This window comes from Clostridium sp. UBA871 (assembly GCF_002295255.1).
Classification (GTDB): domain Bacteria; phylum Bacillota; class Clostridia; order Clostridiales; family Clostridiaceae; genus Clostridium_J; species Clostridium_J sulfidigenes.
Map to the genome: position 1 here is coordinate 428,236 of NZ_DBFV01000003.1, position 22,682 is coordinate 450,917.

Consider the following 22,682-nt stretch of genomic DNA (forward strand, 5'->3'; position numbering starts at 1 on the left):
GAAAGAAGGTGCTAGAATGGCTAAAAATTCAGTTAATCAAGACGAAAAAATTAATAGTTTAAAGGGTCGGGATATACTATTAAGATTAGTGAAATATGTAAAACCCTATAAGTTAAAAGTATCTTTAGTACTTTTTCTTATGCTTATAGTAATGGGTACAGGGCTTTTAAGCCCTATGCTTTTAAAAATTGCTATAGATAATTATATTGAAGTAAAAGATGTAGTAGGACTTATAGTTATAAGTCTAGGGTTAGTAGGAATAAATGTTATAGGTATGTATGCTAGTAAATTATCTACCTATCAAATGAATAAAACCACTCACAGTATACTGCATACTATAAGGCAAGAGCTTTATATTCATATACAAAAACTCTCATTTTCCTTTTTTGACGATAGACCAGTAGGAAAGATTTTAGCGAGAGTTGTTGGAGACGTAAACTCTCTTTCAGAGCTGTTTTCAAAATCTGTTACTACAGTTATACCACAGGCACTAAATCTTATAGCTATAGGAGTAATACTTTTTGTAATGAATGCAAAATTGGCTATAGTTTCTATAATAATTTTACCGGTACTTGCAGTTGTAGTATCTACAATGATGGTAAAAGCTAGAGCTAAATGGCAGGTATTTAGACAAAAACGTTCTAATTTAAATGGCTTTACCCATGAATCTTTTTCAGGGATAAAGATTATTCAAAACTTCACCTTTGAAGGAGAAACTACTAAGAAATTTGAAAAAGCTGTAGGTGAGGTTAGAGATGGATTTTTATCAGCAGTTAAATATAATGACTGGCTTTGGTCTTTTATAGATATGTCCTTTGGAATAAGTTCCATCATAGTGTTTTGGTATGGAGCAACCTTAACTAGACGTGGAGAAGTTTCCATTGGAACCATAATAGCTTTTATATCATATACAAGTATGTTCTGGAGACCAATCATAAATATAGCTTCTTACTACAATACATTAGTTACTAACTTTGCAGCAGCAGAGAGAATATTTGAAATTATGGATGTAGTACCAACCATTGATGAGATGGAGGGAAGTGAAGATATGCCAACTATTAAGGGAGCAGTAGAGTTTAAAAATGTTTCCTTTGAATATGAGAAAGACGTTCAGGTACTTCACAATGTAAACTTTAAAATAAGACCAGGTGAAAATATCGCCTTAGTTGGACCAACAGGGGCAGGAAAGACTACTATAACTAGTTTAATCAGTAGATTTTACGATACTACTGAAGGGGATGTTTTAATTGATGGTAAGGATGTTTCTAAGGTCAATCTTTATTCATTAAGAAGCCAAATGGGAATAATGCTTCAAGATACATTCTTATTCTCGACTTCTATTAAGGAGAATATAAGATATGGAAAATTAGATGCTACTGATGAAGAAATCATAGCAGCAGCAAAGGCAGTTAATGCCCATGATTTTATTATGAAATTAGAAAAAGGATATGACACAGAAGTTAACGAAAGAGGTTCAAGACTTTCAGTAGGACAAAGACAACTTATATCCTTTGCAAGAGCATTACTTGCAAATCCAAGAATTCTTATCCTTGATGAAGCAACATCTAATATAGATACTGCAACAGAAATATTAGTTCAAAAAGGTATAAATAAATTACTTCATGGAAGAACTTCCTTTGTAATTGCCCACAGACTTTCAACCATAAGAGACTGTGACAAAATTATGGTAGTAGATGATGGTGAAATTGTAGAGAGTGGAACCCATGAAGAATTATTAAAACTTAAAGGATTCTACTATAACTTATACATGGCTCAGTACAGCTTCTTAAATGAAGGAGCATAAGTGACCATCTAAATCTACGATTTAGATCTGGGAACTTACTCATTTGAACAAAGTGAAAAGGAGTGTCCTTGTAAATAATATAAGAAAATAAAATTTATAGCTGATTCAATGCATGATTTTAAATTAAATTTTACCTATGAGCTATGTAAATAGTTATATAGCTTCATATGAAACTATTTGTATATTTAAATAGTTTCATATATAACTATTTAAATATATAACTAGATAACTAGTTGTTCTGTTCATGCGGGTTTCAGCATTTTTTCTATATGGGAAATAGTATTAAGGCATCTTCAAAAAATAAATAAGTCAGAATGCTCGTCTATTTTGTGTTATACTGCGTCAACAGAACCCTTAGATAGTGCTACTATCTGCGGAACCTGTTTCCTTGTCTAACTCAAAATATACTTTCCATCTTTGACTTATTATTTATTTTCAGATACCTAAAATAGAACAATTAAATTCTTAAATTAGGAAGTGAGATTGAGTAATTATTAATGTTCAGATAGTTATGGTTATTTTTTTATAATTGCCCTAACTACGTTACTGATATTAAGTTTTATCCTATTTTAAAAAAGGAATTAGACCTTATGGAATAGGAATATAGTTGATATACATAAAGATAAAATAAAGGCTAAAGATGATAGGATAAAACAACTATATACAAAAAATCTAGTATAAAACTAGAGGGAGGTAGCGGTAATGGAAAATGAAAAATATTCACAAGAAAAAATTGATATGTTCTGGAAAACATTTTTGAGGGAAACGAACAGAAATGAAACAACAAAGTGTTTAGAGGTATTCCATTTTGAATTAACTGAAAAATGGGCCAATGAACTGTTGCGTTTAGTATTAATTGGGCAAAAGAGGGCTACAGCAAGTAGTTTATTGAGGTATGAAATTGAAGGCGAGCGTATACCTCAGGTTGGTGATTTAAGTATTGTCACTGATTGGGAAGGTGTACCACGATGTGTTATTGAAACTACTGAGATAACAATTATTCCATTTTCAGATATTACTTATGACATTTGTAAGCGTGAGGGTGAGGATGATACATTGGAATCTTGGGTTGAGGGACATGCTCATTTCTTCAAGGAAGATGGAAAACAGCTAGGGTATGAATTCAGTGATGATATGCTAGTGGTTTTTGAAGATTTTGAAGTAGTATATCAAGTATAGATATTATATAAAAATAAACCTAATATGTAATGTTATTGTTGAGATATAACGTTCTTATAAATCGAATTAACAACTTATTAGACACATAAAAGTGTATAAAATGAAAGGAGGATAGATTTAGTGAGGGATTGGTACTTACAATATAATCTCTCACTAAAGATAAATTATGAATAAAGACAATATCAAAATAGAAATACCTAATGAGGAAGAAATAGATTATATTGATGAAATGCTTATGGAACATAACAAACTGTCTAAACCATTTGAACAAGAGGAGCCATACATTAAGATAAATCGTTGTATTAAGAATGAAAAGGGTGAAGTTATGGGAGGCATATTAGCTTACTCTGTGTTTTGGCACATCTTCTATATTGACACATTGTGGGTTAAAGATGATTATCGCAATAGAGGGTATGGTTCAATACTTTTGAAAGAGGCAGAGGATGCAGCAAGGAGTCAGGGATGTCATATAGCACATCTAGATACCTTCGATTTTCAAGGACCAGACTTTTATATGAAGAATGGATATAAGGTTTTTGGAATTTTAGAGGATAGCCCTAAAGGACATAAGGAGTATTTTTTAACTAAGAAATTATAAATGAAGTTAAGGGAAATATTTGAATTGAAATGAGGAGAAAATTTTAATGATCTATGAAGTAGATAGTAATTTAAGAAAAAATTTATGTTCTGTTCTTAAAAATATAGATTGTACACTTATTCTTTCATGCCTTCAAGGACATATGGGAAAAGCTTGGGCTGATGACATTGAAAAACCAACAGTTGTACAGGTTATAGTAGGGGTTTTTGCATTTTATGCAGGAAACCATAACAGTAAGGAAGCAGAAGAACTATTATATAATTTGCCTGAGAATATTTTAGTTATCGTGGATACTGAAGAGTGGAAAAAACGTATAGAAATTATTCATAAGGGACGTATGGAAAAGTTTCAACGATATAGATTTAAAAGGGATATTAAGAATTTAGATGTTGATCATTTAAATACATTTCTATCAACATTACCTGAAGGATATGAGTTAAAAAAAATAGATAAATCTTTAGCAAAAAATCCATCACTACAAGAGTTATCAGAAGATTTTACAAGTCAGTTTAAATCCATAGATGATTATATCAATATAGGCATTGGATTCTGTATTTTGCATAATGAAAAGATTGTATCGGCAGCGTCATCTTATAGTGTTTACGATGAAGGAATCGAAATTGAATTTGATACACTTCCAGAATATAGAAGGAAAGGGTTAGCAACTATAGCAGCTGCTGCATTAATTTTAGACTGTATTAGCAAGGGGAAGTATCCTAGTTGGGATGCTGCTAATCTTGAGTCCGTTAAGTTAGCTCAGAAGCTTGGATATGTATTAAAAGAACCATATGATACTTATTATGTTAATTATATAAGATAAATTTAAGAAGAAGTTTGACTATGAAGTTTAAGTTTGTACCTATGAATGATAATTATGCAAAAACAATGATTAATGAATGGAAATATGAAAATGAATATTCCATATATGATTATTGTAATGAGGCAGAAGATTTATTGGAAAAGAAAAATTGGGGTTTCAGTAAATTTGCAGTTTTAAATGAAAAAGAAATTTTAGTAGGGGAATTAACTATAAATTTTTTTAGAGAAGTTGAAGAAGATTCAGATGATGATGGTTATGTTGATATAGACACCGTGAAAGATAATCCTGATATAAATTATGAAATGTGGGTTGGTTTTGGGTTAGAACCTAATTTAACAGGAATAAGTTTAGGAAAAGAGTTTGTTTCTGCTTGTGTCAATTTTGCAGTAGAACATCATCAATATAAAGGTGATTATGTAAGGTTGGGAGTAGCTGAATTTAATGAAAGAGCCATAAAAACTTATGAGAAATCAGGCTTTAAAGTATTTAGTGAATATGATGGCGAGATTGCAGGAGAGAAAGTCAAAGTATTATGGATGAGAAAGTCGCAATCGTAATCTATTGTGCTATAAGGATTGTAATAAGAAACAACGAAATTAAGGAATATGAAAAGGAGGATGTATGATGGTTAAAATACTAACAAGCGGATTTTCTAATGGATTCCCTGATGATTTTAACAGACTATTGAAGTCATATATAAATACGGGTATGAACTTTGTTTTTGTGGCTTCTGAATTTGAAAACATATATGACAAAACGGATTGGTATTGTAATCACTTTTTAAAGATGTTTTCTGATTGTGGAATAACTTTTAGTAGCGTAAAGGTTATAGATGGCAGAATGTCAAAAGAAACTGCACAAGATATAGTTAGAAATGCCGATGTTTTATGGCTCGCAGGTGGCGATACACCAACACAGTTTGCTTATTTGGAATCTTATGGACTGATACCATGTATTAGAGAACAAAAAGGTGTAATTATCGGAATGAGTGCTGGTTCGATAAATATGACGAAAACGGCAGTGTGTACATTAACTTGCGAACATGATGAACTGAAAATATATGAAGCACTCGGATTAGTTGAATTTTCAGTTGAACCTCATTTAGATAAAAATAATATAACCGAGGAGTTGCTTTTACTTTCAGAAAAATATCCATTGTATGGTATATGTGATGACGGTGCTATCATATGTGCAGAGGATAACACCTTATACATAGGTGAAGTATTCTTGATAGATAAGGGACAAGTAATTCGAGTTTGACATATTACAATTTATTAATTGAATATAAGTTAATACGCAACTTTCATATATCACGAATTATTAACAAAGTTATACACAGAAAATAGTCTAAAAATAAAAGAAGTGAATTTTACTTAGAGTTAATAGCTCTTGCTATAAAGGTATGAAGGTAGTTGTATATGATAAAGTTGAAGATAGTAAAGGAGTTTAAAAATACGTGATATATAAGTTTCAATAAATAAAACTCATTAATATTCCCTAATGTGATCTAAGATTGCAAGTAAATTTAATGTAGAGACTTTATTAAAACATATATAATAAAAAATCTAATTATAACTAGAGAGAAAACAGGAGGGATTACTATGAATTTTAAAATAATAGGTAGTGGAGGATGTGTTACACTACCAAAGCCACTTTGCTGTTGTAGAGTATGTATGGAGGCTAGAAAGAAGGGAAATCCTTATGCAAGATTTGGATGTAGCATATATCTAGAAGAAGCTAAGCTACTTATAGATACCCCAGAGGATATTTCTCAAAGCTTAAATTATGGAGAAATTAAGGAAATAGATAGAGTTTTATATAGTCATATGGATCCAGATCATACCCTTGGTATGAGGGTATTTGAACAGCTTCGACTAAATTGGCTAAATATTTCCCAAGGAATAGAATGTGAAAATCCCATAGAAGTTATAGCTATGGATCATGTAATGGAGGATTTAAATTCCATACGCTCAAAGCATGGCTCATATTTTGACTACTATGAAAAAATAAGAAATTTAATAAAAAGACATGTGGTTAATGATTCAATACAAATAGGAGAAATAAAAATAACTCTAATTAAGGCTGAATCTGCTACAGTATTTGTTTTTGAAGAAGGAGAAAAGAAGCTTATATATGCTCCTTGTGATGTAAAACCTTTCCCAGTGAATGGAATCTTTAAGGATGCTGATGTAATGATTATAGGTAATACAGTTATTGGTGATGTCTTAAAGGGTGACTTTAAGTTAGAAGAGGACAATCCTTTAAGAGAAGAATTATTTGTAATGGATGAGATAGTGGACTTAAAGAATAAATATAATATTAAAAAGGTTATAATGACACATCTTGAGGAAGATTGGGGAAAATCCTATGATGATTATTTAGAGTTACAAAATCATTATGAAGATATTAGCTTTGCTTACGATGGAATGGTAATAAAATTATAAAACTTATTCAATAAGAGTACAAATCATTTATATAGAAAAAGGGGGTGTATTTAGTATGAGTTAAGTCTCATACTATGAAAATTATGAAGGTGGTTATATATGATAAGGTTAAGGATTTTTTAAATATTAATGAAGAGATACTTCTTGAGAAGGAATCAGTAAACCAATTAATATTATTTAATGCATATGTAAATAGAGAAAAAGATACTGATAGTGATGTTTTATTTGGGCGTGTAGAAGATGAGTCAGGAGTATCCCTTGTTTTCTGTAATGTGAGTCCATATAATTTGCAAATAAACAATTTAAAAGAAAAAGATGATAATGCTATTAAAGCATTAGTTGATTATTTGATAGAAAGTAAAATTAATATAGTAGGTATTAATGCAAATAAAAAAGTTTGTGATAAATTTATTGAATATTATGAAGGTAAAACAAAGTGTCAATTCAAGGAACGCTTAGCCATGGATATTATGGAGTTGAGAAAATTAAATTCTGTTACATTGCCTAAAGGGTATTTTCGAGAAGCTACAGAGCAGGATTTAGATTTAGTAATAGATTGGCATATTAAATTTGGAAAAGAAGCTTTAAATGAGGACATGGTTGTAGAAACCTTTATAGAAAAGCTAGTTACTAGAATTAGAAATGGAGCTATATATATTTTCGAAGATGAAAATCATGTGCCAGTTTCTATGGCAGCATTTACAAAACAATTAAAGAAAGGAATTTCTGTTAGTTTAGTTTACTCAGATGCTAGAAAGAGGGGCATGGGCTATGGAGTTGCTGTAGTTTATAACCTAAGTAAATTATATTTAGAAAGAGGAAATGAGTTCTGCAGCCTCTTTGTAGATAAACGCAATCCTGTATCTAACGGAGTTTACACTAAGATAGGATATAAAATTATTGAAGATAATTTTGATTATAGAATTGTTCAGTAGGGATTAAAGAGAGAGAGTAATTTTTAGAATTTTTAGAAAGCTAGGTGACTTATGATGATAAACATTATAGATACTTTTAAGGATTATAAGGGATTTATGGAAGAAAACTTAAATAAAGAGCCTAAGGAAAAGATGGAGTTATGGGAGAAGTTTTACAATAGTAATTTTCCAGAGATGGGGAGAAAATAGATGCTTTAGTTTGTCACGAACTTTGTCATGTAGTTCACTTTCAAATAAGAGGTGAATCAAAATTACCAAAGCAGGTAGAGCAGAGTAAGTATAATGAAGGAATCTGGAATATATATGAGGAAGGCTTTGCCCAATATTTTCAACAAGTATTAGGAGAGAGTAGTTTTGATTCTAGGGGAGAGCAGTGGAGCATTGACTGTGAAGAGTTAGAAAAAGAACTTAAATTAAAATATGTAGAAGCTTTAAAGGACAAAGAAAAAGGAACTAGAGACTTTTATGGTGATTGGTTCAAAGTTTTAGGTATCAGTGATGTGGGGTATTTCTTAGGATCTAAGCTGATAGGTGAGTTAAGTAAGAGATATACCGTGGAAGATATAGCAGCTATGGATTTTAATCTTATAGAAAAAGAAGTTTTAAGATATTTAAAAAGTTAAGTTTTTAAATAGTAATAATCACAAGAGAAGGAAATAGCTTTTACAATATGCTAAAAAGTAAAAAATAAGGATTTATTAAAGGCGTAAAAGAAAAGAGGAATAATATGAAAAGATTAAACTTATATTATTTTGGTGATATACAAGTTTATGATAAATATAACCCTGCATATGTGTGTGATGAAAATTTTGCATCAGAAATATTATATATCATTGCAGAAAATGAGGCATTTTCATTAACACAGGAGGATATAAGTAAATTTATAGATATTGATAATCATAGGTTAAATAGTATTATAAGTAATTTGAAAAGAATAAATGCAATAGAAGAAAATAAAGAAAAATTTAAAATAAACTTCCCTATATTTTTACAGAGTGATATTGAAATCATGGATGTATATCTAAAGAATGTGGAAGAGCAAATAGTAGATAGAATTATTAAGATAAAACCTTTAGTAGTTGAGAAGCTTCAAAATTTATCAAGTTATAAGATTTTTGATGAAGAAAGATTACTATATCATATAATTTGCGACATGATTTTTGATGGAATTGCCTTTGATTTTTTTGAAGAAAGAAATGTATTTACTAGCTCTAAGCTTCAGCCAGGTAATAGGAATTATATGATAATTGGATATGAAGACAGCTATATTGTTGATAGTTATAGCAATAAACCTTTATGCAGTAGTAATAATTATGGAAGTAATAAGTTTATCTTTAATAGTTTTGGAGATTCTAATGGAGTACGTAAAGATATGTATAGATTTTTTAGAATGACACAACAGAGTATTAGAAATTCAACTCCTTTCCAAGATTTAAATCTACCATATATAAAAATTATAGATAAGGTTAATAAAAACACTGCGGAAAAATGTGGCCAACTAATGTGGGGAATTTTTAGTGAAGCAATTAATTATAATGAGTTGTCAAATGAAGATAAAGAGTTAGCAATTTTTCTTAAAGAGATGGACTACATAAACATAGATGAAACGGATAATAAATTATATTGTAATGTACCTATATTTCAAGAAAGAGATATGAAAATAGTCACCGAAATAGGTGAAATTATTCTTATAGAGATCCTTGAAACAGTAAAAAATACGTTAAGTAGCATAGAGAAATATTCCAAGGGTTTAACGGCAATTAAGCATAAAGTGAGTATAAAGGAAGTAGGAAATGAACTTTGGCATCAAATATTTGGACGTGCCAATGAGGATTTAATAAAAGAAGGAATTGTAGCTAAACCATATGAGAGTAAGAAAGAAGGAAGATACTTAAAGAGCATGATGGTATATGATTAATAAAAATAGGTTTATAGAAAGAAGTGATGAATATGAAGGATGACATATTAAAGCTAGTAAAATTAGAAAATCGCAAGGTGCTTATATTAAGAAAACCAACTGAAGAGGATTCAGAGGCTATGATTGAGTATCTAAATATAGTTGGTGGAGAAAGTGACAACCTTCTTTTCGGTAAAAATGAGTTTAGACTTACTCTGGAGCAGGAAAGAGAGCATATTAAAAATATAAATGAAAATAATAATGCTCTTATGCTCCTAGGTATTATAGATAATCAAATAGTTAGTGTTTCTCAAGTTAGTGCTCCGAATAGAAAAAGAATAGCCCATAATAGTGAATTAGCTATTTCAGTAAAAAAGGAATGCTGGAGCATGGGAATTGGCACTACAGTTATGAAAGTATTAATAGACTTTGCTAAGAATCATGAAACTATAAAAACTATAAGTTTAGGTGTTAAAGCTAGCAATAAAAAAGCTCAACATCTTTATGAGAAGCTTGGATTTGAAAAAGTGGGAGTTCATAGAAACTTCTTTAACATAGATGGAATTTATGATGATGAAATTCTTATGGATTTATATATAGAATAAAGGCGTATTACGGGGATTTAATAAAAGGTTAAAGGGGAGAAATATAAGTTGGAAAAGCAAGAATTAAAAGAATTGTTAAAGAGTATAAAGGAAAATGATTATAAAGTACCAGAAGGGGTAAATCCATATGAGTTATCTTTGAAAATGATGGATAATATAGGGGATATTGATAGTGAATTGCGTGATGATCTTATACTTTCCAATTTATTTACGTGGATAGATGGAAATCAGCTATCAGAAAAGCAGGTTAATGAGCTATTGTGGATAGCTTTAGATGAAAATCATATTCTTAAGGGTTTAGGTAACATTGATGATTCGGTTTTCGGTAGAACCTTTTCAAGTGAAATAGTTGCAGCATGCATCTATAGACATAGAAGTGATAAGTTCTTATCTAAAAGTGATATGGAAAAGGCCTTTGATACTCTTTTGAAATTTTATAATGAAGATAAGGATGTTAGAGGATATATAGAAGTTAAAGGTTGGGCTCATGGAGCTGCCCATGGTGCTGATGCTCTTGATGAATTTGCTAAGTGTGAAGAAATTGGATATGAGAGATTAAAAAACATACTAGATGCATTTTATAAAAAGTTAAATATAAATTATTATGGATATATTCATTTTGAAGATGAACGTATGATTACAGCTGTTAAATCTATATTGGAAAGAGAAATAATACCAATAGAAGAAATAGAAGAATGGATAAAAAGTTTTAATAAAATAGAAAAGGTAGGAAAGTATCCAGAAGATTTAGTCATTGCATTTAATGTAAATATGTTCTTGAAAAGCCTGTACTTTAGACTAATTGACATACCTAAATATGAGAAAATTGCAAATACAGCTAGAGAAGTATTGAATGAAATAAGTAGATTTAAATAAGGGGAGTAGAAATGCTAAAGGTGATGCAGATTTCAAGCGATATTGCAGATGTTGTCCATGATATACAGAAAAGGTCATTTAAACAATTGCTTGACAAATATCATGATTATGATGTAAACCCTGCAATGGAAAGTATTGATATGGTTAAAGAAAAGATGGATAGAGCCAATACTACAGCTTATATTTTTAAGCTGAACGACGTTAATGTTGGCTGGGTTAGAGTAACAGAATTAGAGGAAATGACTTATAAGATATCAGCTTTATGTGTTCTTCCAGAATACCAAAATAGGGGAATTGCACAAGAAGCATTGAAACAAATAGAAAGTTATTATCCTAAAGTACAGAAGTGGGGTTTGGATACAATATTTCAGGAAAAGGGCAACTGTCATCTATACGAAAAATTAGGATATAAAAAAGTTGGTGATCTAATACCGATAAATGAAAGAATGACACTTGTTAGTTATGAAAAGATATGTAAAATATAAGATTGATTATTTACTAGAAGTAATTTTAAAATTATAAGATAGTTCAAACTTGCCTAATTTGAAAAAGAGGAGTGATACTAAGTGACAAGTCATAATATTATGCATGAAGTGAAAATTGACAAGTCGTGCTTTGAGGTATTTCCAGAATTAGAATCTGATAGATTAATATTTAGAGAGGTAAATCCAGAAGATGTAGAAGAGATATTTAAGATTTATAGTGATCCTGAAGTTGTTAAATATGATTGGTTTACACCCATTAATACTAAAGATGATGCACTATCCATAATAAATCATTACAAAAATGAATTTAAAAATAAAGAAGAGATTACATGGGGTGTAGCAAGAAAGAATGATAATAAAATCATTGGATATTGTAATTTAGGGAGCTTTGATGATGCTTCAATAAGAAGCGAGATTGGATATGGATTTAATCGTGATGAATGGAATAAAGGATATGCAACTGAAGTTATAAGGGTTTTGGTGAAATTCGGATTTGAAGTAATGAACTTTAATAGAATAGAAGCTACTGTAACCCTTGGTAATGAAGCTTCTGTAAAAGCTCTAAAAAAAGCAAACTTTGTTCAAGAGGGGATTTTTAGAGAAAGAACCATTATGAAAGGTGAGTTTGTGGATGATGTTATATTAGCCATATTAAAGAAAGATTATAAAGTATGATGATAAAGTTCTTATGGATTTATGCTTTTAAGTAAATAATTAGGGGATGAGTTTTTGAAAATTGGGGTTATTGGACCAACGGAAAATGAAATTATGCCTTTTATTGAGGAGATTTCTAATAAAAAAGTAGAAAATGTTGCTATGCTGACATTTTATAGTGGTATATACAAAAACAGTAATGTTGTTGCATTGTATTGTGGGGTTTGTAAAGTTAATGCAGCCATTGCAACTCAAATATTAATAGATAAATTCAATGTTACTCATATTATTGTGACAGGGGTAGCAGGAGGAATAGATAATATATTAAATATTGGAGATACTGTTATTTCAACAGAAATAACATATCATGATGTGGATGAAGGTATCTTGACTGAATATCATCCATGGATGGAAAGTATATACTTTAAAACAGACAGTAAGCTGGTTGAATTATGTAGAGCAGTGATAGATAAAAATACATTCACTCAAAAAATATTCTTTGGAAGAATTGTTACTGGAGAAGCCTTTATAAGTGATAATGGTCGTACTGAAATAATTTCTAAATATCATCCACTTTGTGTAGATATGGAAACGGCAAGTATTGCTCATGTGTGTTACGTGAATAATGTTCCATTCATAGCAATAAGGTCTATAACAGATACAGAAGATCAGTGTGGGGTAGAAGTATTTGAAAAGAACTGTGTATCAGCATCAAATAATTCAATTAATATGGTTAAAAAAATATTAGAGATGAGGTGGATGTAACATGAGAACTGAAAAGGAAATGTTTGATTTAATATTGAGTGTTGCAAATAGAGATAGCCGAATTAGAGCTGTTTATATGAATGGTTCTCGGGCAAATCCTAATGTGAAAAAAGACATTTTTCAGGACTATGACATTGTTTATGTAGTTACTGATACAGAATCTTTTCTGAGAGATGATGATTGGATAAGTGTTTTTGGTGAGCCAATTATTTTCCAAGAACCTGATAAGCTTGATAAAATGCAAGGAAGAGATGTTGATTTTAAAAATGGCTATACTTATTTAATGCAGTTTACAGATGGAAATAGAATTGACTTGCATATTCAGCCTATAGAGATATTAATAAAGGAATATGGAAAAGATAAATTAACTGTTCCTTTACTTGATAAAGACAGCTGTTTACCACAAATACCAGCAACAACTGATGAAGATTATTGGGTAAAAAGACCTACCTATGGACAATATTATAGTCGATGTAATGAGTTTTGGTGGGTAGCGCCATACTGTGCAAAAGGACTTTGGAGGGAAGAAATTCTTTTTACAATAGAGGTAATGAATAGTTATGTAAGAAAAGAATTATTAACTATGTTATCTTGGCAGGTGGGGATTCAAACAGAATTTAAAGTAAGTATAGGGAAAGTAAATAAATATTTAAAAGAATATTTGGATTTAGATGTATGGACAAGGTTAATGAGTACCTTTAATATGAGTGATTATGATTCCTCTTGGAATGCACTAATCACAACATGCCAGTTATTTGAAGAGATTGCACCTGAAGTAGGTAAAATATTTGGATATGAATATAATTATGAAGAGGCTAAGAGAAGCTTTGAGTTTATAAAGCATATCAAAGAATTACCGAGGGATGCTACAGAAATATATTGATTAAATAAAAATATATAGTAATTGGGGTGGGATAAAATAATGGTAATCTATAATGATATTTTAGAAAGAACTGAAAGGCTTGAAATAAGGGCACTAAAATTAGAAGATTATAAAGTATGGCTAAGGGGGTTCAAAGAACAGAATGAATCTCAATCTCCTTATGATGAGGGATGGTTTGATACATCTTTTATCACTGAGGAATGGTATGCTAAGAAATTAAATGAACGAGAGGAACTAGGCAAAAATGATTCCACCTATATGTTGAATATTTTTCGTAAAGAGGATGGAGCTTCAATTGGTTATTGTGATATTACAACTCATGTGCGTGAAGACTTCCAATATGCAAGGGTTGGTTATACAATACATAATCAGTTTTGGAATAAAGGTTATGGAAAGGAGAGTATAAAAGCACTAGTTAATATAGGATTTGAAGACTTGAATTTTCACAGATTAGAGGCTCATATAAATCTTGATAATATAGTTTCTAAAAAAGTAATTTTATCAGCCGGTTTTCATTTTGAAGGAATTAGAGAAAAGTTTATTCTGGAAGATAATGAGTGGAGAGACAATGAAATATACTATATTATTAATAAAAATTGGAAATATAATCAATAATAGTTAAGAATAGATAAATGAAACTTTTTTAAAGTGTGTAAGGGTTTAAGGAAAGATGATATGTAGATTAGATGGAGAAGAGGATTTGGAAGTTCTCGCAGAATGAGATGGCAACGTGAATAGGAAGAGGAAGACTTTTCAATTAAGAATGAGGTAATGGAACTAGAACTATAGAAAATTAGGACAAAGAGGGGCAGACCCATAATTTTAAGTAAGGTGGTATTTAGATGAAGATAGAGGATATTTCAAAGATAGAACAGGAAGCGGATAGAGTTTCAGCTCTTTATGATATTTTTGATGAAGGTTCAAGATTATCTACAAAGGCAAGGCAAGTGGAGTTTTTAACAACGGTAAGGCAGATTGAAAAAAATCTTAGACCAGGTATGAAAATACTAGATTTAGGAGCTGGAACAGGAGAATATAGCTTGTACTTTGCAAAACGGGGATTTGATGTAACTGCCATTGAGCTAGTTGAAAAACATGTTATGCAAATAAAGGGAAAAGTTGATTCTCAAATGTCCATGGAAGTATTTCAAGGTAATGCAATGGATATATCTATGATTAAAGATAAAACTTATGATATTGTATTATGCTTTGGTCCCTTATATCATTTGTCAAAAATTCAAGATAGGATGAAGTGCATAGCAGAAGTAAAAAGAGTTTGTAAGAAGGATGGAAAGATGTTCTTTGCATTTATATCTAATGACATGGTTATTACTACGGAAACTATGCTCTATGAAGAAGATTTTTTAAAGGGAAATAACTATAATCATGACACCTTTAAAGTTGTAGACTTTCCTTTTGTTTTCCATACAGTAGACCAGTGTAGAAAGCTATTAAGAGAATCTGACTTAAAAATTACGTCAGAGGTTGCTACAGATGGATTAAGTGAACTCTTGGCAGATAAAATAAATAATATGGATGAGGAAAGTTATAGTAAGTGGCTTAACTATCATTATTATTGCTGTGAAAAGCCTGAGTTTTTAGGTACAAGTAACCACCTTTTATTTGTAGCGGAGAAGTAAATATTAAATTCATTGTGAATTGAGGTGTAAATGATGATTGATTTGGTACAGCCAGAACTCTGTCTTGAGGAAAAATTTATTGAAATGTTTAATGACTATAATAAAAATGACGAAGATGTGATTGAGAGAAGGTATTCTAGAGCAAATTATGATTTTAAAAGTTATTTAGATTATCTTAAGAATAGGGAAAAGGGAGTTAATCTAGAAGTGGGACACGTTGCATCATCAGAATGGTGGCTTTTAAATGAAAACAAGGATATTTTAGGAACTGTTAGATTAAGATATGAGCTTAATGAGACAAACTATGAAGAAGGTGGACATATTGGTTATGATATATCACCAAGGTATAGAAGAAAGGGATATGGAAAGTTAATATTAAATTTAATATTGGAAAAAGCAAGGGTGCTAGGACATAGAACAGTTTTAGTAACATGTGACTTTGATAATATTGGTTCTAAAAAGATAATTGAGTACAATGGTGGAAGGTTAGAAAACACTGTAATTTCAAAGGAACCAGGTAAAGAGGTATTAAGATATTGGATAGAACTTTAATTGGAAAGGATTTCTTTTTACCACAGATAGCTATGGAAAAGTATATTATTTAAGATATCTATTTAATTGGTATATGATATATGAACTATAGTGATATAAATAATATGAAAGATAAAGTCTACAAGAATTAAAGGAATGAAGTTATTATTCGACTGGAGGAATGAACTCAAATTCACTCCTTCCTTATATAGATTATGAAGCATTTAAAAAGAATCCTAAAATAATAATAGGTTATTCTGATGTTACAGCAATTCTACTGGCTATTTATGAACAAACAGGAATAAGTACTTATTATGGACCTGCATTGGTAGCTTCATTTGGGGAATTACCACCCTTTGTTGATGCCACTTTTAAATATTTAAAAGAAATTACGATGGATGAAATAAAAATTCCTTATGTTTTTGAAATTCCACAATATTGGACAGATGAATATGTTAATTGGGAAACACAAGATAGAGGCAAAGAAGAGAGAGAAAATAAATGGATTACGATCTATGAAGGGGTTGCTAGAGGTAGAATAATAGGTGGAAATCTGAATACAATGCAAGGTATATGGGGGAGCAAATACATGCCTGAAATAAAGGATGGAGATATACTTTTTATAGAAGATTCTTTAAAAGATGCTGCAACAATAGAAAGAAGTTTTTCTTTTTTAAAAGTAAATGGTGTCTTTAATAGAGTTTCAGGAATAATACTTGGAAAACATGAGTTGTTTGACGACTTAAAGACAGGTAAAAAACCATATGAAATATTGTTAGAAGTGTTAGGCAATAAAAAATTACCATTCATTGCAGATTTCGATTGCTGTCATACACATCCAATGATGACTCTACCAATAGGATGTGAGATTGAACTTGATGCTACAAACAAGAAAGTAAGTATTATTGAGGAATGGGGATTATAGGGTATTGCGAATTTAACAATGTTTACTAATTACTGGAGGGAGAATTTATGGAAACATATATAAAAAAGAAATTGCAGGAAAGAAACCATAGAATAATTGAAGCTATAATCAAAAAGGCAGAAAATGTATGTCCAGGCTCCATTGCATTAATAGGAATTGCCGGTTCGTTCCATTCTGGTGATATCTATGAAAAATCCGACTTAGATTTATGTATCGTTATTAATGATGATAGTGGTTGGAAAGTTGCATCGTGCTTTATCATTGAGGATGTAGCTTTTGATATATATTGTACTCCATGGAATAGACTCGAGGAAATGTCAAAATATAATGATCCCTATATTACAAAACTAATAGAGTTAGATATTGTTTACTGTAATGATGAGAAGTACATGCAGAAATATATGAAATTAAGATCAGTTGTTATAAATAAACTAAATGAAGAGTATTCAATAGAAAATATTGAGAAGGCTGAAAATTTTGTCAATGAAGCAATGAAAGGATATGGAAATGTAATGCTGAGTAATAAATACGGTGAATGTAGATATGAGGCAGCAAGTATTTTATATTATATTGAGTTTGCTATTTATATGTATAATAAGTCATATGTAAAAAGAGGTGTTAAAAGAGTCCCAGAAGAAATTTCTACAATGAAATATCTTCCCATAGGTTTTAATGAATTATATTGGAATTTAATCAAAGCGACAAGTATTCAAGAGGTTAAAGAATCATCAACAATGTTAATGAAATCACTAAAAGATTTTGCAAAGGAAATGAAGGATAAAGTTATTTCAAAAAAGGTAATCTCCCAAGCTGACATTATTGGCACATATGAAGAAATTTATTCTAATTGGAAGAATAAAATGTATCATGCTGCTGAAAAGGGTGATACCTATTTATCATTGATGACAGCTGCCAGTTGCCAACAATTCTATGACGAAATGTATAGTAAATACGATATTGCTAGAACAGACCTAATGAAGAATATCACTCCAGACAACTTAGCTTTATCAGCAAAAGAATTTGATAATTCAATGGAAGAATATAAAAAGAACTATGAAACACTTGGTATGGAGATTGAATATTACAAAAATTTGGATGAATTTGAAAAAATGTATTTAGGGTAATCAATGATTTTTATTAGAATAGTAGCAGTTCATGATACTAATAATATTACCTAGCTGTATATTCAATATTAAAGAATGAGTGGAACAATGAAGCATTGGAATCTATATAATTTGATTATCTAAGAATTAAATTAATAAAATAGCAAGAATAGAAGAGGTATTATGTTTATGGAATTTAAAGAAGTAAAAATCGAAATATATGTTCCAGAAGAATATGTAATAGAATTAAGAGATGAACTTAATAAAGTGAATGTTTGCAAAATTGGAAACTATGATAATGTTATCTCGATAACAAATGTTAGAGGATATTGGAGACCTTTAGAAGGTTCAAATCCTTTTATTGGTGAAGTAGGTAAAGTATGCGAGGGTCAGGAATGTAAGATTGAGATAAGATGTAAAAAAGAATATGTTAGGAATGCTATTAAAGTTATTAAAAAAATTCATCCATATGAAGAACCACTAATTAATATTATTCCAATTATAAATGAATTATTTGAATAAAAAATAATTCATTTGAATTAGATGGACAAAGGTTATAGGAGGAATTTTATGGTTGAGCTGCGTTATCCAATAATAGAAGATGCTGAGGATTTCTTTAGAATACTTACCGAAGGAAAGTTTGAATTTTATTATTCAACAATTCCTGGAAGTATTGAATTGGAGAGAGAATGGATTAAGAGACGAGAGTATAAAAGAGAAAATAATCTTGAGTATAATTATTCAATTATTTATGAAGATGCTGTGATTGGTGGATGTAATATAAAAATATTTCAAGATAGTCCTCACGTAGGAGAAATAGGTTATTTTATAGATAGAATTTTTTTTTAATAGGGGCATTGCAACTGAAGTTGTAAAGATGTTAGAAAATATTGCTTTTAATAATTTGAAATTAATAAGACTGGAAATTCGTATGGATCCACGAAATAAAGCAAGTGAAAGAGTTGCTATAAAGAATAATTTTAAAAAAGAAGGCTTATTAAAAAAGGTTATGAAGTTTGAGAATAACTATTATGATAATTTGCTCTATGCAAAAATAAATGAAGAATAACCAAAGGAGAGATTAAAAGAAAAGATTCAATTGTAATAAATTTAAAGGAGAAAATAAAATCATGAAAATATGCTTTGAAGAATTTAAAGATGAAATTGATACTCTTGTAGGATTTTTAACATCAGATACTTGGGAATTTTATGGAACACCGAACCAAAATCCTGAAAGAATTAGAGAGAGCTATGAAAAACATTATTATACTGGGGATGACTGCAAAACGTTTTGGGTTATTCTAGATGAGGGTATAAAAGTGGGAATGATAAGAATTTATGATTTACAAGATGATAGCCCGTTGTTTGACATAAAACTTTTGAGCAAGTACAAAGGTATGGGAATCGGGACAATTACTGTGAACTGGCTTGTTGATTATATATTTAATAATTACTCAGATAAGGAAAGGATAGAGGGAAATACAAGGCAGGATAATTATGCAATGAGATGTGTATTCCATAAGTGTGGTTTTGTTAAAGAGGCACATCATCGAAAGGCATGGGGAAGTAAAAATGGAAAACTATATGATGCAATTGGTTATGGTATTACAAGAGAAGATTGGCAAAATGGAAAAACTACCCCAGTAAATTGGAATGACTTTAAGTGTTAATCATATAAATAAACAAAATTCTTATTTGACGAATTATAAAGATGTAGTAGTACAAAAATAAAATAGATAAATTTTAGTTAAGCTTATTCACTTATTGTACAAGTTTAACTAAAGATAATGATGAGAATTACAATAAAGAAAGAAGATTTTAAAATGATAAATATTAGTATAGAAACAGAAAATCTAATTATAAGACCATTTTTACCATACGATGCAAAGGATGCAGTATATTATAGTCAACAACCCAATGTGTCTTACTGGCTGTCTGATATGGTTTTGCATAATGAGTCAGAAGCACTTTCTTGGATAAATTGGCTAAATGAAAAGTTTAATATAAATGAGCCTTTTATAATATTGGCAATTGAATATAAAGTGGAGCATAAATGTATTGGTGTTGTGGGAGTTCATGCAAAAGCTGAAATAGATAATGAAGTTGAGATTTTATATGGTATTTCTGATAGCTACCAAGGGAATGGATATGCAACAGAAGCAGCTAAAGCGCTAATTCAGTGGGTTTTTGAAAATACTGAATTAAAGTCTTTAACTGCAATCGTAAAGCCAGAGAACACTTCATCTAAAACTGTGATTAATAAACTTGGATTTAATTATGTTGACGACAGAGTAGTACTATATGATGGTGAAATGTGTAAGTTTAATTATTATAAATTGTTTAATAATCATTCATAATAATTATATTTTATATATTATGGTAGTAAAACAATACTAAAGGAAAGTAAAGGAACTTAAATTAAAAAGGGGAAATTTATATGTTGACACATAAGGGGACACAAACAATAAATACAGATAGGCTTTTACTGAGAAAGCTTGAAGTTGAAGATTCCAATGACATGTTTAAAAACTGGGCAACAGATAGTGAAGTAACAAAATTTTTATCTTGGAAGCCCCATGATAATGTAGAAGAAACTAAAGAAATTATAAAACAGTGGACTTTGGAATATGCAAATGATGATAACTATAATTGGGCTATTGTGTTAAAAGATATTGGAGAAGTTATAGGTGAAATTTCTTTGGTGAGAATAAATGAAAAACATTATTCCTGTGAAGTAGGATATTGTATGTCAAGAAAATATTGGAATATGGGCATAATGACTGAAGCATTGAAGGCTGTGATTGATTATTTATTTTCTGAAATTAGATTTAATAGAATAGTAGCACTTCATGATACTAAAAATGGTGCATCAGGAAAGGTAATGAATAAAAGTGGAATGAAGTATGAAGGAACATTAAGACAAGCTAGTTTCAGTGAGAAAAGAGGCTTTTATGATTTAGCGATATATGCCATATTAAAAGATGAATGGAATAGTGAAAGTAGAAGTTAAAATAGAGAAAGTTCTATGAATATAAAGGAGAATATTGATATGTATACAAAAAATGAAATTATAGAAATTGCTAAGGCTCAGTTAGCTCTGGATTATAACTGTGAGGTATCTGATTTTGAAAAAGAAGTAAATACAATAGTTGAGAATAAACTTGTTGAAGGTAGAAGAATTTATGATACTGATGGATGTGCTCTTAAAATACTATGTTTTGGAAACAAAGCAATTATTAGTACAACTCCTACATTGATGCCATGGCTTGAAGAAAAATTTATTAATGCAAGTGCGGCATGGCTATTTGAATATCCTAAACTTAGGGCTATTGATAAAAAGCTACAGGAGGTTGGACATGAGATAGCAGATGCTCACCATTATTATCTACCAAATCCTGATGTTCAAGAGATGGATAAACCTATTTATGATATAAAATGGTACGAGCAAGAAGAAATTTTGAAGTTTAAGGGTGATAAGAGATTTGGAGAAGCTTTTTTATTTGATAAAAATATTCCAGATATGCTTGCAGTCTCTGCTTGGGATGGTGATGAAATAATTGGTATGGCGGGTGCAAGTGCAGATAGTAAAACTATGTGGCAAATAGGTATTGATATTTTGCCAGAATATAGAGGTAAGAGAATAGGAACAACCTTAGTTAAACTTTTAAAGAATGAAATTTTAAAGAGAGGAAAGGTTCCTTTTTATGGAACGGTGGAATCTCATTTTCACTCACAGAATATTGCCATAAATTCAGGCTTTTTCCCAGCATGGGCGGAACTTTATTCGAGAAGTAATTCCAAGGAATGCTAGTGCCATTAAATTGTATAAGGAATGTGGTTTTGATCACTTAAACATGATACAGCTTAGAAAAAATTATGATAAAACCTTAGATAAGGATGAGCATATAGAAGTTTTAGGTTTTGATTTTATAAAATATTAAAGGAGGTATTTATGATAGAGGGGAAAAGTGTAGTTATAAGGCAAATTGAACTAGGAGATGAGGAGTATTTATATAAATGGTGGAATGATGGAAGTTTTATGTCTCATGCTGCCTTAGCCTATGGTACTTTAGAGAGTAAGACTGCAATAAGAAATAGTATAGAGAAGGAAGTTTTAAATTCACAGTTATATGCTGCAAGTAAAAGATTTATAATCTGCAAGAAGGAGGATATGACTCCTATAGGTGAGATGAGTTATTGTGGCTGGGATAAAAGGGAGCAAAAATGTGAATTTGGAATAAAGATTTGGAAGGAAGAGCAAGGAAAGGGCTATGGAAAGGATGCTTTAAGTCATTTCATAGATTTCATGTTTAGATTTTTAAATTTAAATAAGATTGAACTTACTAGCATGATAGATAATAAACGCGCTCACAGTTTATATAGAGCATTAGGCTTCAAAGAAATTGGAATTGTAAGGGAAGGGTTCTTTGATAGTAGAACAGGAAAGTTTTCAGATGTAATGTACATGGATTTATTGAAAAGAGAATGGATTGATATTAGAGAAGAAGTATTGTAACAGATACATCAGAAGGAGATAA

The 22,682-nt window shown here is 30.3% G+C and carries 30 protein-coding genes; all 30 read left to right on the forward strand.

Features of this window, described 5'->3' with window-relative positions:
* The first annotated feature begins 16 nt into the window (after positions 1 to 16).
* Positions 17 to 1,804, forward strand: coding sequence for an ABC transporter ATP-binding protein (locus tag B3086_RS03605; protein WP_346847469.1), 1,788 nt, complete (start codon positions 17 to 19; stop codon positions 1,802 to 1,804).
* Positions 1,805 to 2,506: 702 nt separating this feature from the next.
* The gene (locus B3086_RS03610; protein WP_346847468.1) at positions 2,507 to 2,983 is read left to right on the forward strand and encodes an ASCH domain-containing protein; all 477 of its coding nucleotides are present in this window, start codon (positions 2,507 to 2,509) and stop codon (positions 2,981 to 2,983) included.
* A gap of 166 nt (positions 2,984 to 3,149) precedes the next feature.
* Positions 3,150 to 3,581: a GNAT family N-acetyltransferase gene (locus B3086_RS03615; protein ID WP_346847467.1), complete on the forward strand. Its 432-nt coding sequence runs from the start codon at positions 3,150 to 3,152 to the stop codon at positions 3,579 to 3,581.
* 46 nt (positions 3,582 to 3,627) lie between these two features.
* Entirely contained in the window at positions 3,628 to 4,401 is a 774-nt protein-coding gene (locus B3086_RS03620) for a GNAT family N-acetyltransferase (RefSeq protein ID WP_346892788.1), read from the forward strand.
* 20 nt (positions 4,402 to 4,421) lie between these two features.
* Positions 4,422 to 4,958, forward strand: coding sequence for a GNAT family protein (locus B3086_RS03625; protein WP_346879616.1), 537 nt, complete (start codon positions 4,422 to 4,424; stop codon positions 4,956 to 4,958).
* A gap of 151 nt (positions 4,959 to 5,109) precedes the next feature.
* On the forward strand, positions 5,110 to 5,661 hold the full coding sequence (locus B3086_RS03630) for a Type 1 glutamine amidotransferase-like domain-containing protein (RefSeq protein ID WP_346879615.1): 552 nt from the start codon (positions 5,110 to 5,112) through the stop codon (positions 5,659 to 5,661).
* A gap of 341 nt (positions 5,662 to 6,002) precedes the next feature.
* A complete protein-coding gene (locus tag B3086_RS03635; RefSeq protein ID WP_346847463.1) occupies positions 6,003 to 6,845 on the forward strand; it encodes an MBL fold metallo-hydrolase in 843 nt (280 codons plus the stop codon).
* A gap of 74 nt (positions 6,846 to 6,919) precedes the next feature.
* Complete coding sequence (locus tag B3086_RS03640; RefSeq protein WP_346847462.1) at positions 6,920 to 7,780, forward strand: GNAT family N-acetyltransferase; 861 nt, start codon at positions 6,920 to 6,922, stop codon at positions 7,778 to 7,780.
* Positions 7,781 to 7,834: 54 nt separating this feature from the next.
* Complete coding sequence (locus B3086_RS03645; RefSeq protein ID WP_346878256.1) at positions 7,835 to 7,969, forward strand: hypothetical protein; 135 nt, start codon at positions 7,835 to 7,837, stop codon at positions 7,967 to 7,969.
* Positions 7,970 to 8,280: 311 nt separating this feature from the next.
* Positions 8,281 to 8,403 carry a hypothetical protein gene (locus B3086_RS03650; protein WP_346879614.1) on the forward strand — a complete coding sequence of 41 codons (123 nt, stop codon included), beginning with the start codon at positions 8,281 to 8,283 and terminating at the stop codon, positions 8,401 to 8,403.
* Positions 8,404 to 8,507: 104 nt separating this feature from the next.
* The gene (locus B3086_RS03655) at positions 8,508 to 9,698 is read left to right on the forward strand and encodes a hypothetical protein (protein WP_346879613.1); all 1,191 of its coding nucleotides are present in this window, start codon (positions 8,508 to 8,510) and stop codon (positions 9,696 to 9,698) included.
* Positions 9,699 to 9,730: 32 nt separating this feature from the next.
* Entirely contained in the window at positions 9,731 to 10,282 is a 552-nt protein-coding gene (locus B3086_RS03660; RefSeq protein ID WP_414632268.1) for a GNAT family N-acetyltransferase, read from the forward strand.
* A 48-nt stretch (positions 10,283 to 10,330) separates the two neighbouring features.
* On the forward strand, positions 10,331 to 11,158 hold the full coding sequence (locus B3086_RS03665; RefSeq protein ID WP_346847458.1) for a DUF2785 domain-containing protein: 828 nt from the start codon (positions 10,331 to 10,333) through the stop codon (positions 11,156 to 11,158).
* Between the two features lie 11 nt (positions 11,159 to 11,169).
* Positions 11,170 to 11,643, forward strand: a complete 474-nt coding sequence (locus tag B3086_RS03670) for a GNAT family N-acetyltransferase (RefSeq protein ID WP_346847457.1) — start codon at positions 11,170 to 11,172, stop codon at positions 11,641 to 11,643.
* Positions 11,644 to 11,724: 81 nt separating this feature from the next.
* On the forward strand, positions 11,725 to 12,318 hold the full coding sequence (locus tag B3086_RS03675; RefSeq protein ID WP_346879611.1) for a GNAT family protein: 594 nt from the start codon (positions 11,725 to 11,727) through the stop codon (positions 12,316 to 12,318).
* A 54-nt stretch (positions 12,319 to 12,372) separates the two neighbouring features.
* Entirely contained in the window at positions 12,373 to 13,062 is a 690-nt protein-coding gene (locus B3086_RS03680) for a 5'-methylthioadenosine/adenosylhomocysteine nucleosidase (protein ID WP_346847455.1), read from the forward strand.
* 1 nt (position 13,063) lies between these two features.
* Positions 13,064 to 13,945 carry an aminoglycoside 6-adenylyltransferase gene (locus B3086_RS03685; protein WP_346879610.1) on the forward strand — a complete coding sequence of 294 codons (882 nt, stop codon included), beginning with the start codon at positions 13,064 to 13,066 and terminating at the stop codon, positions 13,943 to 13,945.
* Positions 13,946 to 13,984: 39 nt separating this feature from the next.
* Positions 13,985 to 14,560 carry a GNAT family protein gene (locus B3086_RS03690; RefSeq protein WP_346847453.1) on the forward strand — a complete coding sequence of 192 codons (576 nt, stop codon included), beginning with the start codon at positions 13,985 to 13,987 and terminating at the stop codon, positions 14,558 to 14,560.
* Positions 14,561 to 14,787: 227 nt separating this feature from the next.
* Positions 14,788 to 15,585, forward strand: coding sequence for a methyltransferase domain-containing protein (locus B3086_RS03695; RefSeq protein ID WP_150845740.1), 798 nt, complete (start codon positions 14,788 to 14,790; stop codon positions 15,583 to 15,585).
* Positions 15,586 to 15,615: 30 nt separating this feature from the next.
* Entirely contained in the window at positions 15,616 to 16,137 is a 522-nt protein-coding gene (locus B3086_RS03700; RefSeq protein ID WP_346879608.1) for a GNAT family N-acetyltransferase, read from the forward strand.
* A 160-nt stretch (positions 16,138 to 16,297) separates the two neighbouring features.
* A complete protein-coding gene (locus B3086_RS03705; RefSeq protein ID WP_346847450.1) occupies positions 16,298 to 17,041 on the forward strand; it encodes a S66 peptidase family protein in 744 nt (247 codons plus the stop codon).
* A gap of 71 nt (positions 17,042 to 17,112) precedes the next feature.
* On the forward strand, positions 17,113 to 18,165 hold the full coding sequence (locus B3086_RS03710; RefSeq protein ID WP_346892790.1) for a hypothetical protein: 1,053 nt from the start codon (positions 17,113 to 17,115) through the stop codon (positions 18,163 to 18,165).
* A gap of 168 nt (positions 18,166 to 18,333) precedes the next feature.
* Positions 18,334 to 18,666 carry a divalent cation tolerance protein CutA gene (gene cutA / locus B3086_RS03715; protein WP_346879606.1) on the forward strand — a complete coding sequence of 111 codons (333 nt, stop codon included), beginning with the start codon at positions 18,334 to 18,336 and terminating at the stop codon, positions 18,664 to 18,666.
* 48 nt (positions 18,667 to 18,714) lie between these two features.
* Positions 18,715 to 18,993, forward strand: coding sequence for a GNAT family N-acetyltransferase (locus tag B3086_RS03720; RefSeq protein WP_346892792.1), 279 nt, complete (start codon positions 18,715 to 18,717; stop codon positions 18,991 to 18,993).
* Positions 18,994 to 19,000: 7 nt separating this feature from the next.
* Positions 19,001 to 19,213, forward strand: a complete 213-nt coding sequence (locus tag B3086_RS03725) for a GNAT family protein (protein ID WP_346892936.1) — start codon at positions 19,001 to 19,003, stop codon at positions 19,211 to 19,213.
* A 61-nt stretch (positions 19,214 to 19,274) separates the two neighbouring features.
* The gene (locus B3086_RS03730) at positions 19,275 to 19,814 is read left to right on the forward strand and encodes a GNAT family protein (RefSeq protein ID WP_346847447.1); all 540 of its coding nucleotides are present in this window, start codon (positions 19,275 to 19,277) and stop codon (positions 19,812 to 19,814) included.
* A gap of 153 nt (positions 19,815 to 19,967) precedes the next feature.
* A complete protein-coding gene (locus B3086_RS03735; protein WP_346879604.1) occupies positions 19,968 to 20,501 on the forward strand; it encodes a GNAT family N-acetyltransferase in 534 nt (177 codons plus the stop codon).
* An 80-nt stretch (positions 20,502 to 20,581) separates the two neighbouring features.
* A complete protein-coding gene (locus tag B3086_RS03740) occupies positions 20,582 to 21,154 on the forward strand; it encodes a GNAT family N-acetyltransferase (RefSeq protein ID WP_346879603.1) in 573 nt (190 codons plus the stop codon).
* A 39-nt stretch (positions 21,155 to 21,193) separates the two neighbouring features.
* The gene (locus tag B3086_RS03745) at positions 21,194 to 21,955 is read left to right on the forward strand and encodes a GNAT family N-acetyltransferase (protein WP_346847442.1); all 762 of its coding nucleotides are present in this window, start codon (positions 21,194 to 21,196) and stop codon (positions 21,953 to 21,955) included.
* A 141-nt stretch (positions 21,956 to 22,096) separates the two neighbouring features.
* Entirely contained in the window at positions 22,097 to 22,660 is a 564-nt protein-coding gene (locus B3086_RS03750; protein ID WP_346847441.1) for a GNAT family protein, read from the forward strand.
* Positions 22,661 to 22,682: the final 22 nt, after the last annotated feature.

Coding starts and splice junctions, on each gene's coding strand:
- B3086_RS03605 (WP_346847469.1), top strand. CDS start 17: ATGGCTAAAAATTCAGTTAATCAAGACGAAAAAATTAATAGTTTAAAG.
- B3086_RS03610 (WP_346847468.1), top strand. CDS start 2,507: ATGGAAAATGAAAAATATTCACAAGAAAAAATTGATATGTTCTGGAAA.
- B3086_RS03615 (WP_346847467.1), top strand. CDS start 3,150: ATGAATAAAGACAATATCAAAATAGAAATACCTAATGAGGAAGAAATA.
- B3086_RS03620 (WP_346892788.1), top strand. CDS start 3,628: ATGATCTATGAAGTAGATAGTAATTTAAGAAAAAATTTATGTTCTGTT.
- B3086_RS03625 (WP_346879616.1), top strand. CDS start 4,422: ATGAAGTTTAAGTTTGTACCTATGAATGATAATTATGCAAAAACAATG.
- B3086_RS03630 (WP_346879615.1), top strand. CDS start 5,110: ATGAACTTTGTTTTTGTGGCTTCTGAATTTGAAAACATATATGACAAA.
- B3086_RS03635 (WP_346847463.1), top strand. CDS start 6,003: ATGAATTTTAAAATAATAGGTAGTGGAGGATGTGTTACACTACCAAAG.
- B3086_RS03640 (WP_346847462.1), top strand. CDS start 6,920: ATGAAAATTATGAAGGTGGTTATATATGATAAGGTTAAGGATTTTTTA.
- B3086_RS03645 (WP_346878256.1), top strand. CDS start 7,835: ATGATAAACATTATAGATACTTTTAAGGATTATAAGGGATTTATGGAA.
- B3086_RS03655 (WP_346879613.1), top strand. CDS start 8,508: ATGAAAAGATTAAACTTATATTATTTTGGTGATATACAAGTTTATGAT.
- B3086_RS03660 (WP_414632268.1), top strand. CDS start 9,731: ATGAAGGATGACATATTAAAGCTAGTAAAATTAGAAAATCGCAAGGTG.
- B3086_RS03670 (WP_346847457.1), top strand. CDS start 11,170: ATGCTAAAGGTGATGCAGATTTCAAGCGATATTGCAGATGTTGTCCAT.
- B3086_RS03685 (WP_346879610.1), top strand. CDS start 13,064: ATGAGAACTGAAAAGGAAATGTTTGATTTAATATTGAGTGTTGCAAAT.
- B3086_RS03690 (WP_346847453.1), top strand. CDS start 13,985: ATGGTAATCTATAATGATATTTTAGAAAGAACTGAAAGGCTTGAAATA.
- B3086_RS03695 (WP_150845740.1), top strand. CDS start 14,788: ATGAAGATAGAGGATATTTCAAAGATAGAACAGGAAGCGGATAGAGTT.
- B3086_RS03700 (WP_346879608.1), top strand. CDS start 15,616: ATGATGATTGATTTGGTACAGCCAGAACTCTGTCTTGAGGAAAAATTT.
- B3086_RS03705 (WP_346847450.1), top strand. CDS start 16,298: ATGAACTCAAATTCACTCCTTCCTTATATAGATTATGAAGCATTTAAA.
- cutA (WP_346879606.1), top strand. CDS start 18,334: ATGGAATTTAAAGAAGTAAAAATCGAAATATATGTTCCAGAAGAATAT.
- B3086_RS03720 (WP_346892792.1), top strand. CDS start 18,715: ATGGTTGAGCTGCGTTATCCAATAATAGAAGATGCTGAGGATTTCTTT.
- B3086_RS03730 (WP_346847447.1), top strand. CDS start 19,275: ATGAAAATATGCTTTGAAGAATTTAAAGATGAAATTGATACTCTTGTA.
- B3086_RS03735 (WP_346879604.1), top strand. CDS start 19,968: ATGATAAATATTAGTATAGAAACAGAAAATCTAATTATAAGACCATTT.
- B3086_RS03740 (WP_346879603.1), top strand. CDS start 20,582: ATGTTGACACATAAGGGGACACAAACAATAAATACAGATAGGCTTTTA.
- B3086_RS03745 (WP_346847442.1), top strand. CDS start 21,194: ATGTATACAAAAAATGAAATTATAGAAATTGCTAAGGCTCAGTTAGCT.
- B3086_RS03750 (WP_346847441.1), top strand. CDS start 22,097: ATGATAGAGGGGAAAAGTGTAGTTATAAGGCAAATTGAACTAGGAGAT.